Origin of the sequence: Pseudoalteromonas sp. AOP7-A1-14, assembly GCF_052376275.1 — a bacterium.
Lineage (GTDB): Bacteria > Pseudomonadota > Gammaproteobacteria > Enterobacterales > Alteromonadaceae > Pseudoalteromonas.
The window spans coordinates 1-9,772 of record NZ_JBQSVO010000131.1; the positions used below are offsets into that span (position 1 = coordinate 1).

At 41.6% G+C, this 9,772-nt stretch carries 7 protein-coding genes; 2 read left to right on the top strand and 5 right to left on the bottom strand.

All coding sequences use genetic code 11. From position 1 onward, the window contains the following. Positions 1–149 precede the first annotated feature (149 nt). Positions 150–662, bottom strand: coding sequence for a ZrgA family zinc uptake protein (locus ACT3RM_RS15615; RefSeq protein WP_441835852.1), 513 nt, complete (start codon positions 660–662; stop codon positions 150–152). Positions 663–755: 93 nt separating this feature from the next. Between ACT3RM_RS15615 and ACT3RM_RS15620 the strand changes: the two genes are divergently transcribed. Continuing rightward, positions 756–3,167 (top strand): TonB-dependent receptor, encoded by a 2,412-nt coding sequence (locus ACT3RM_RS15620; protein WP_441835851.1) that lies wholly within the window; start codon positions 756–758, stop codon positions 3,165–3,167. A gap of 33 nt (positions 3,168–3,200) precedes the next feature. Then, positions 3,201–4,607 carry a 5-methyltetrahydrofolate--homocysteine methyltransferase gene (locus ACT3RM_RS15625; protein WP_441835850.1) on the top strand — a complete coding sequence of 469 codons (1,407 nt, stop codon included), beginning with the start codon at positions 3,201–3,203 and terminating at the stop codon, positions 4,605–4,607. 107 nt (positions 4,608–4,714) lie between these two features. Here ACT3RM_RS15625 and ACT3RM_RS15630 read toward each other — a convergent pair whose 3' ends face one another. From ACT3RM_RS15630 to ACT3RM_RS15645, 4 genes are all read right to left on the bottom strand, one after another. After that, complete coding sequence (locus tag ACT3RM_RS15630; protein ID WP_441835849.1) at positions 4,715–6,013, bottom strand: DEAD/DEAH box helicase; 1,299 nt, start codon at positions 6,011–6,013, stop codon at positions 4,715–4,717. A gap of 451 nt (positions 6,014–6,464) precedes the next feature. After that, positions 6,465–8,285: a glutamine--fructose-6-phosphate transaminase (isomerizing) gene (gene glmS / locus ACT3RM_RS15635; RefSeq protein WP_441835677.1), complete on the bottom strand. Its 1,821-nt coding sequence runs from the start codon at positions 8,283–8,285 to the stop codon at positions 6,465–6,467. A 108-nt stretch (positions 8,286–8,393) separates the two neighbouring features. Then, positions 8,394–9,152: a DeoR/GlpR family DNA-binding transcription regulator gene (locus tag ACT3RM_RS15640; protein WP_441835676.1), complete on the bottom strand. Its 759-nt coding sequence runs from the start codon at positions 9,150–9,152 to the stop codon at positions 8,394–8,396. Between the two features lie 118 nt (positions 9,153–9,270). After that, on the bottom strand, positions 9,271–9,772 hold a 502-nt coding region (locus ACT3RM_RS15645), incomplete at its 5' end, for a LuxR C-terminal-related transcriptional regulator (RefSeq protein WP_441996887.1).

Genomic DNA, 9,772 nt, shown 5'->3' on the forward strand with positions numbered 1-9,772 from the left:
GAATTGATCTGTCAGCTCATAAGCAGATAAAGGTTTTTTTGCTTTTAGTAATATTTCTAAAACTTGCTGGCGTTTTTCTGTGAGTTTCCCGCCTGAAGTCGCACACTTTACATCTGCAAAACGAATTGCTTTTTTAAGTTGTTGTTGATTCACTCTAACCACACTAACTCAGGTTTACTTGGCTTGAGTTTTGCCATTCCTTGCCCCTTTTCATGACTCCATTGAACCTCTACCTGCTGCAATGAACTTGCCCACTCAAATACCGTTAGCGTTATTTTCTTAATAGGGGATTTACATAACAGTAAGTATTCAACCTTAATATCTTGATGTGTATGACCATCATCCTTCGCGCTGGGCAACGTTGGCTCACTTTGCTCCATAACACACGCGCCAACTAACTTTACAACTTGTTCAATAACTGCCAACCGTTTATTAAGCGCAGCTACTCGCTCTATTTGTTCAGGCGTTTCTGGGGAATGTTCAAAACCAAGTACATCCGCTGCTGGCAAAGTGAATTGTAAATGCCAGTGTTGCTTTTGCTGCACTATCAATAACTGGCCTTGACCATGAACATGTTGATGCTCATGACTGGCAGCAAAAAAAGGCATTAATGAAATTACCAGCAGCATGAACTGTAAATAACCGCTTTTTATAAGACCCACTTAAAAATCTCTACACAATAGTTAACTTTCACTTGATACATTATAACATTTCAAGCACAATTGATACAATATAACATACAACAAGGTGGTCAAATGAAACGAAGATCTCAATTAGCTGTTTTGATAGCGGCTTTATTACCTGCAAGTGTGCTTGCAAATTCTATTGAAGGCACAGTACTCAACAACCAAGGTAAAGTTGTTGCTAACGCAACGGTAGAAGTTGAAGGCTCAGACGTAAAAGTAGCCACCGACGAAAATGGTAAATTTGTCATCGTAAATTTAAAAGATGGCTTAAAAGAACTTCATGTTGTTGCACCTGGATACGCTCACCTTCATCGCGACATCACAGTAAGTGGCGATGAAAACCAGTCAATTACATTTAATTTAAAGCGTTCTCCAATCGAAGTAATCGACATTGAAGCAACGCCTATTCATATGTCGGCAATGGAATCAGCGTCTCCTGTTAGTGTTTTATCTGGCGAACAATTAAGACGCCAGCAAGCAGCAACCTTAGGTGATAGCCTTGAAAAACTCCCAGGTGTGAATACCAACTTTCATGCAAAAGTAGCCAGTACGCCAATTATTCGTGGCTTAAGCGGCCCTCGTGTATTGATCACTCAAAACGGTCTTGATGTAAGTGATGTATCAAGAGTGGGCCCTGATCACTCAGTCGCATCAGAAGCGTCAACTGCGCAGCAAATCGAAGTATTACGTGGTCCAGCAACATTATTTTATGGCAGCGGTGCAATTGGCGGTGTTGTTAATGTTGTTGATAACCGTGTGCCAACAGACAGCACAACGCGCGGCGAGTGGAACCTAGAACATAACTCTGTTGATAATCAAAAAGTGGCTTCGTTTAATGCCACCACAGGTACTGATTCATTCGCATTTTATGCCGATGCATTTTGGCGTGAAGCTGATGATTATGAAATCCCCGTAGCTGCTGAGTTAGATCACGATGAGCATGAAGAACATCATGGTGATTATACAGTTGAAAACAGTAATGAAGAGTCGGATGGCTTTACCGTTGGCGCTAGCTATTTATTTGACCAAGGTTTTGTTGGTATAGCTGTTGAGCAATTTAATCGCCAATACGGTATCCCAGGCCATACCCATGGTGGTGATGAAGAGCACAGCGAAGAAGAAAACGTGTATGCAGATTTAGAGCAAACTAAAGTGCAATTATTAGGCGAATATAATTTAGATAATGAGTGGCTTAATAAAATAAATCTTCGCATTGGCCATACTGATTACGACCATGCTGAAATTGAACATGGCGCAGTAGGTACTGTATTCAAAAATGAAACTAATGAATTCCGCGTAGACTTAATGCATAACCCATTTAATGAATGGAATGGCGGTTTCAGTTTTCATTACAAACAAAGTGATGTTGAAGCACAAGGCTCTGAGGCATTCACACCACCATCTGATACGCAAAGTTTTGCCGTAGCATTAATGGAAGAAAAACACTTTGGTGACTTTTTAGTGCAACTAGGTGGTCGTGTTGAACGTGTAACCATTGATGCAGATAACGTACTACTACCAAACATTGATGCACATACACATGATGCAGAAGGTGGGCATGACGATCATAACCACGATCATGGAGAAAGTGCTGATACCATTCGCATATTTGACGTAGAGCATGAATTTACACCAGTTAGCTTATCTGCAGGCGTAGTGTGGGACTTTACACCCGGCTATAACTTAGGGTTGTCAATATCACGTTCAGAACGTGCTCCTTCTGCTTCTGAATTGTTATCATTCGGTGCTCACATCGGTACTGGTACTTATGAAGTCGGTGCGCTATTTGATGTTGATGAAGACGGCCATTTTGGCTTGTCTGATCAAACAATAGATCTCGAAACAGCGAATAATATTGATTTAACCTTCCGTAAGACCGAAGGTGATATCGGCTTTATTTTTAATGCTTTCTACAACCAAGTGGACAACTATTACTACCAAATAGACACTGGCCTATACGCTGAAAGCGGCCATAGCCATGGTGATGAAGACGGTCATGATCATGATCACGCACACGACCACTCGTCTGAATTACCTGTTTACTTATTCAAAACTGATGACGTCATTTTACATGGTTTTGAAGCACAAGTTGCATGGCAGTTAACCGATGAGTTTAAGGTAGATTTATTCTCAGATTACGTTCGCGCCCGCCTTAAAGACGGCGGCGATTTACCGCGCACACCACCACTTCGCTTCGGTACTGAGTTTAGCTATCAAACAGAAAAGCTGAGCGCACACCTACACGTAACTCGCTATCAAGAACAAGATCGTACCGCACCAGAAGAAACCGCCACCGATGGTTACACCATGCTTGATGCCAGCATTTCATATGATTTATCAGTGTTAAATCAAGATGTCTCTCTATATCTACGCGGCACTAACTTAACAGACACCGAAGCACGTGTGCATAGCTCATTTTTAAAGAATATAGCACCACGTCCAGGTCGTAGTTTCGCACTCGGTATTCGCGGTTACTTTTAAGCGCTAAAAAAATTATAAATTAAGGAAATTAACATGACTAAACTATTTAAATTAAAACTGATTGCACTGGCAATAAGCAGCACACTAATCACCGCTTGTGGCGATGCAGAAACCAATATCGTTGAAAAAGATCCGATAGAAGTGCCAGATGATGGGCATGATCACGGTGATGGTGACGATCACGACCATGGTGATGAGTATGCAATCGACTCATTAGGTAGACTTGTGGTACTTGCTAGCGATAGCAACACAGCGAACTTTTTTGACCTAGATGACAATGAACTGCTTGAAACATTTACCCTTACAAATGATTCAAACACACTATCATCATCACCTGATTTTCGCTATGCAGTGATTGCTAGCCGCACACAAGATTATCTAAGTTTTATCGACGGTGGTTTATGGAGTGAAGATCACGGTGATCATCAACACGATTACAAACAAGATCCAACATTTAGCGACTATGAACTAACCAATGGCAGTCGCCCTACGCATCTAGTTAAACACGATGGTAAATTAGCCATATTTTATGATGGTGATGCTGATTCAGGCACCGTTGCATCTGTTGAAGTATTAACCGATAACGACATCACAAGCGCAACTGATACCCTACCTAGTATTAGCTACGATATAAATATGCATGGTGTTGCCCAGCCACGTGGCGAGCATTTATTATCAACCATTCGCCGTGATGATGCAGAAAGTACATCAGCTGCTAAAGTTTTGCCTGATCAAGTAGGTGTTTACCATTTCCATGATGGTGAATATGAGCTTGAGCAAACTTTAGAGCTTACTTGCCCTGATTTACACGGTGCAGCACAAAACCATGACTATGTTGCTTTTGGCTGTAGCGACGGCATACTTTTAGCTCACCAACACGATGACGAGTACCACGCAGAAAAAGTAGCAAATATTAATGCAGTTGGCGACTTACGTATTGGTTCTATATACGGTCATGAAGACAGCGAAACCTTTATTGGGGTTGCGTCTGGCCACGGTGGCGGCCCTGCGGTAATTGTAAGCATCAACCCAGCAAATACTGAAATGGAAGAATTAGAATGGCAACTAGCCGATGGCGCAAGTGCTGTTTCTTACTCTTTTTCAGCAAATGGCGAGCACTTTTTAGTATTAGACAGCCTAGGCTTTTTAAACGTGCTTGAAGCGCATGCACACGACGACCACACCCACTGGGAGCTAGCAGGTCAAGTAGATATCACAGAAGCAGACGTTGCAACCATGCCTGAAGGCATGAAATTTACTATGACAGTGGCGCAAAATGGTCAGTTTGCTTACGTAGCCGACCCAATTGCTCAACATGTGGTACAAGTACACCTAGAAGACTTAGAAATTGAAGGTGAACTAGAACTAACATTCCCACCTGCAGCTATCACTTGGTTAGGTATTGCACAAGAGGAAGAAGAACACGACCACGATCATTAAACTCGTAGCGTGTTTAACTGTTAACATTTTAGGCTAACGCCACTAAATGAAAAACCCCGTAATTAGCTTAACTAATTACGGGGTTTTTATTATTTTTTAGCGACTCTCTATTTACGACGCCAGCCGCTCCAAACGTCATCTTGTTGGTTGGCTTTTTTCTTCTTCTTTTTACCAGTGCCTTCAGGTTTTGCCATTGGCTTGTCGTTTTTAAGCGCATGTGCGGCATCAAGGTTGGCTTGGTTTACAGCAAAACCTGTTACCTCTTCGCGCTCTAAACGTAGTTTGTTTTTCTTCTCAATAATTCTAAAGTGATGGAAGTCTTCATAATCAATCAGTGATAACGCTAAACCTACTTCACCTGCACGGCCGCTTCGGCCAATACGGTGCATATAATCAGCTGGGCTGCGCGGTAAGTTAAAGTTAATTACCACCGGCAGTTTAGTAATATCTAAACCACGGGCGGCAATATCCGTGGCTATTAGCACTTCTATTTCGCCGTTTTTAAACTTTTCGATTACTCGAGTACGTTCACTTTGCCCTTTATCACCATGGAACACTTGCGCATTCACGCCACGCTTTTCAAGTTTGCCCGCTAAATGCTCACAGTCTTTTTTCGCGTTTACAAAAATCAGCGCTTGGCGCCATTGATGAGCTTTAATTAAGTGTGCTAAAACCGTAGTTTTTTCACCTTTATTTACCGTAAAGACACGCTGCACTAAAGTGCTTTCATCTTTGCTTTGTACTTGTATTTCAACAGGGTCGTTTAGCAGTTCTTGCGTTAATAGCTTAACTTGCTCTGGGAAGGTCGCTGAAAACAACATAGTTTGTTTTTTAGCTGGCATTAGCGCTAATAGCTCAGCAAGTTCTTCAGTAAAACCCAGGCTCAACATGCGGTCTGCTTCATCAAGCACTAAGGTGTTTACTTTATCAAGTTTAATGGCATTGCTTGAAATTAAATCGAGTAACCGACCAGGGGTTGCCACGATAATATCTGCACCGCCACGTAGAGCCTGCATTTGTGTATTAACCGACACACCACCAAATACCGCAACGGTTTTAATTTTGCCATTAAAATTCGCAGCATACGATTTAACGCTATCGGCTACTTGGGTTGCCAGCTCTCGGGTAGGTACTAAAATGAGCCCTGAAACAAAGTTACCTTTGCTCGCAGTACTTTTACCGCCTTGCTCTAGGAAAGCTCTTTGTAGCATTGGTAATGCAAAGGTTGCTGTTTTACCTGAGCCAGTATTTGCCCCTGCAATTAAGTCACTTCCCGCCAAGATGCTTGGAATTGCTTTTGCCTGAATGGAGGTAGGTTGCTTGTATTCAAGGTCATACAATCGAGCAATTAGCTCTGGAATAAGGCCAAGTTCGTTGAAATTGCTAGGATTTGCGGTTGGGGTCATAAAAAGTGCGGACTCATTACTAAAAATAGCCTGCAATTTTAGCGTATTTATTGCTCGTTAAGTAGGGGTTAGTGATTTTAATGTAGTTTAGATAACAGCTGCGCGGTCCGAACTACAAGTTACGAGCTGGTTTGAGTAAATCATCTGCTCTTTTATAATTGGATTCGTAAAATCACTGTATACTTTAAATCACCGGCCACTTTAGGAGTTTGAAGTAGAAATTTTAGGTATTACAACAATAAAGTTATTTCCTGAGATAGATTCCGTTGCAAAATTTTTAAAAGATAGAAAGTAATATACTGAAGCAAAGTTCAAAAAAGAGGATAATAATGCTTGAAAAGATGATTTATCGGCTAAAACCTGATCTCTGGCTAATTAGTATCGCCAAACATTAAAAAAGGCGCATTAAGCACCTTTTTATTTTTAACAGGTAACTAACAACCTATTGATTCTATTCAACTGTAACCGACTTAGCTAAGTTACGCGGTTGGTCAACATCCGTACCTTTTATTACTGCTACGTAGTACGAAAGTAACTGTAGTGGGATTGTATACACAATAGGCGCAATTACATTATCGACATGATTTACATTAATCACGCGCATAGTGTCGTCTGATGCAAAGGCTGAATCTTTATCAGCAAACACATAAATAATGCCGCCACGAGCACGTACTTCTTCTACGTTTGATTTAAGCTTTTCAAGTAGCTCGTTGTTTGGTGCTACCACAATAATTGGCATATCGGCATCAATAAGCGCTAATGGCCCATGCTTAAGCTCGCCAGCTGCGTATGCCTCGGCATGGATGTATGAAATTTCTTTAAGCTTAAGCGCACCTTCCATCGCGATTGGGTATTGCGAGCCACGACCTAAAAACAGTGAATGGTGCTTGTCAGCAAACTCTTCTGCTAGGTCTTCAATGCCATCAGCTAGCAATAATGCTTCTTCAAGCTTATTTGGTAGAGTTTTAATCGCGTTAGTAATAGTACTTTGATCTAGACCTTTTTCTTGCGCTATAGACGCAGTAAGCATTAACAAACCAACTAACTGTGTGGTAAATGCTTTAGTAGAGGCTACACCAATTTCAGCGCCGGCTTTGGTCATAAAGGCTAAATCAGACTCACGTACTAGTGATGAACCCGGTACGTTACAAATGGTCATTGAAGCCATGTAACCTTGCTGTTTCGCTAAACGCAGTGCCGCTAAGGTATCGGCGGTTTCACCCGATTGTGAAATAGTTACCAGTAAGCTGTTTTCGTGCACGAAAGATTCGCGATAGCGAAACTCAGAAGCAATCTCTACATTACAGCTTACGCCTGCGAATTGCTCAAGCCAGTAGCGCGCCACCATGCCTGAATGATACGACGTGCCACAAGCAATGATCTGTACGTGCTTTACGTCTTTAAAAATTTGTTGTGCGCTTTCGCCAAAGGCATCTGTAGCAACCCGATCGTCTTTTAAACGCCCATCAAGAGTATTACGTACGGCAAGAGGTTGCTCGTAAATCTCTTTTAACATGTAGTGACGGTATTCACCTTTGCCTGACGCATCTTGAGTGATGTTTGATTCAATTACTTCACGCTCAACGACTTGGCCGTCGGCATCAAAAATTTCAACGCTATCACGGGTTACACGCGCTACGTCACCTTCTTCTAGATAAATAAAGCTACGTGTTACGGCTAACAATGCTAATTGGTCAGAAGCAATAAAGTTCTCACCAAGGCCAAGGCCTATTACTAATGGGCTGCCTGAACGAGCAACTACAATTTCGTTATCGTTAGCTTTATCAAATATTACAGTACCAAATGCACCTTCAAACTGTTTAACAGCAGCTTGTACTGCGGCTAATAAAGAGGTGTGCTGTTGGCGAAGTTGGTGGATTAAATGCACCATCACTTCGGTATCAGTATCTGACAAAAACTCGTAACCGTCACCTTTGAGCGCTTCACGTAGGCTTGCATGGTTTTCAATAATACCATTATGGACTAGCGCAATTTCGCTGCTTGAAATATGCGGATGCGCATTAGCTTCAGTTACGCCGCCATGAGTTGCCCAACGAGTGTGTGCTATGCCTGTAGTTCCTTTCACATTGGCTTGATTTAAAGCAGCTTCTAAATTAGCAACTTTACCCACAGCTTTTACTGTATTGAGCGTGTTACTCTCTAAAAGTGCAACGCCCGCAGAGTCATATCCTCGGTACTCTAAGCGCTTTAAACCTTCTACTAAAATTTTATTTACTGGGCGCTCTGCAACAACCCCTACAATTCCACACATAGTCTTTCCTTTTGCACATGCCAAAGCGGTTACTTTGGGTTTATGTGTTGTTTGATATTAAAATGTATATCACAGGTGTTGTCGGCCTGTAATAGACACGAATTCATCTTATGGCTCGGCGCAAATAAGCTTTACACCGCATGCTTGGATGGCTTTTTGAATACCTGGCGCTAAGTTATTGTCAGTAATAACCGTGGTTATCCGCTGCCAAGGCAGCTCTAAATTAGGGATTTTTCGACCAATCTTTTCAGATTCAACGAGTACAATAACCTCTCGGGCTGCACCTGCCATAACTTGGCTTAAACCAACCAGTTCATTAAACGTGGTAGTACCGCGATCTACATCAATCCCATCGGCGCCAATAAACAATTGGTCAAAATCATACGAGCGTAAAACGTTCTCAGCCACTTGTCCTTGGAACGATTCTGAATGTGGATCCCATGTGCCACCTGTCATCAAAAGTGTTGGCTCGTTCTCAAGCGCCAGTAAACGGTTAGCCACTTTTATTGCGTTGGTCATTACAACAAGGCCACGATTTTTACTTAGCTCAGGAATCATCGCCGCGGTTGTACGACCACTATCGATAATAATACGATTATGATCTTTAATCAGTTCAGCTGCGGCTTTGGCTATAGCCACTTTACGCTTAGAATCAATCTCATCGCTTACTATCTCTTTTGGTAATGCAATAGCACCGCCATAACGGCGCAGTAACAGGCCACTTTTTTCAAGCGCAGTTAAATCTTTTCGAATAGTCACTTCAGAGGTTTGAAACTGCTCAGCTAATTTTTCCACGACCACTTCACCAAGCTCATTAACCTGAGCCAATATATTGTGACGTCGTTGCTGGGTGTTTCGTTTGGTCATAAGTGATATGCAATTAAGTTTCGTTTCGAAAGATGCGCAATTTTAAACGAAACTAGTTAAATGGCAAGCCGTAGATCAAAAAAAGCGCAAAATGCGCTTTTAATTGGTCAGGGAAATTCTATTGAGGACTTAGCAATTCTCCACTCAAAATACATTTAACAATGGCATGCTGTCGGTTTGTACTGTTTGTCTTTCTAATACAATTTGTTAAATGGAAATCAACGGTTCTTTGGCTAATGCTGAGTATTTGACTGATCTCCCAAGATGTTTTTCCAACAGATGCCCAACGAATACATTCTTTTTCACGTCGCGTAATTTTTACAGCCTCAAGACTTGTTGAGCGTCGGTAAGCTTCAAATATTTCAACTAAAAAAATTCGCCAGTAATCCCCTAGCATTTTCACTTTACGAGGTTCAGCGCCTAAATTTGACAATTCCAACACTAGACAAGCAAATTTATTCTTCTGTAAACCCGTAGGAATTATTAATACCGACTCATAGCTGCCAATTAACTCACTTAGCTGAATTGCTCTTGTTTCATTTAAGCAATAATGAAGCAACCCCTTACAGGAATTAATATCATTTAAAAAAGAATCATCAAATTCACCGAAATAATGAGTC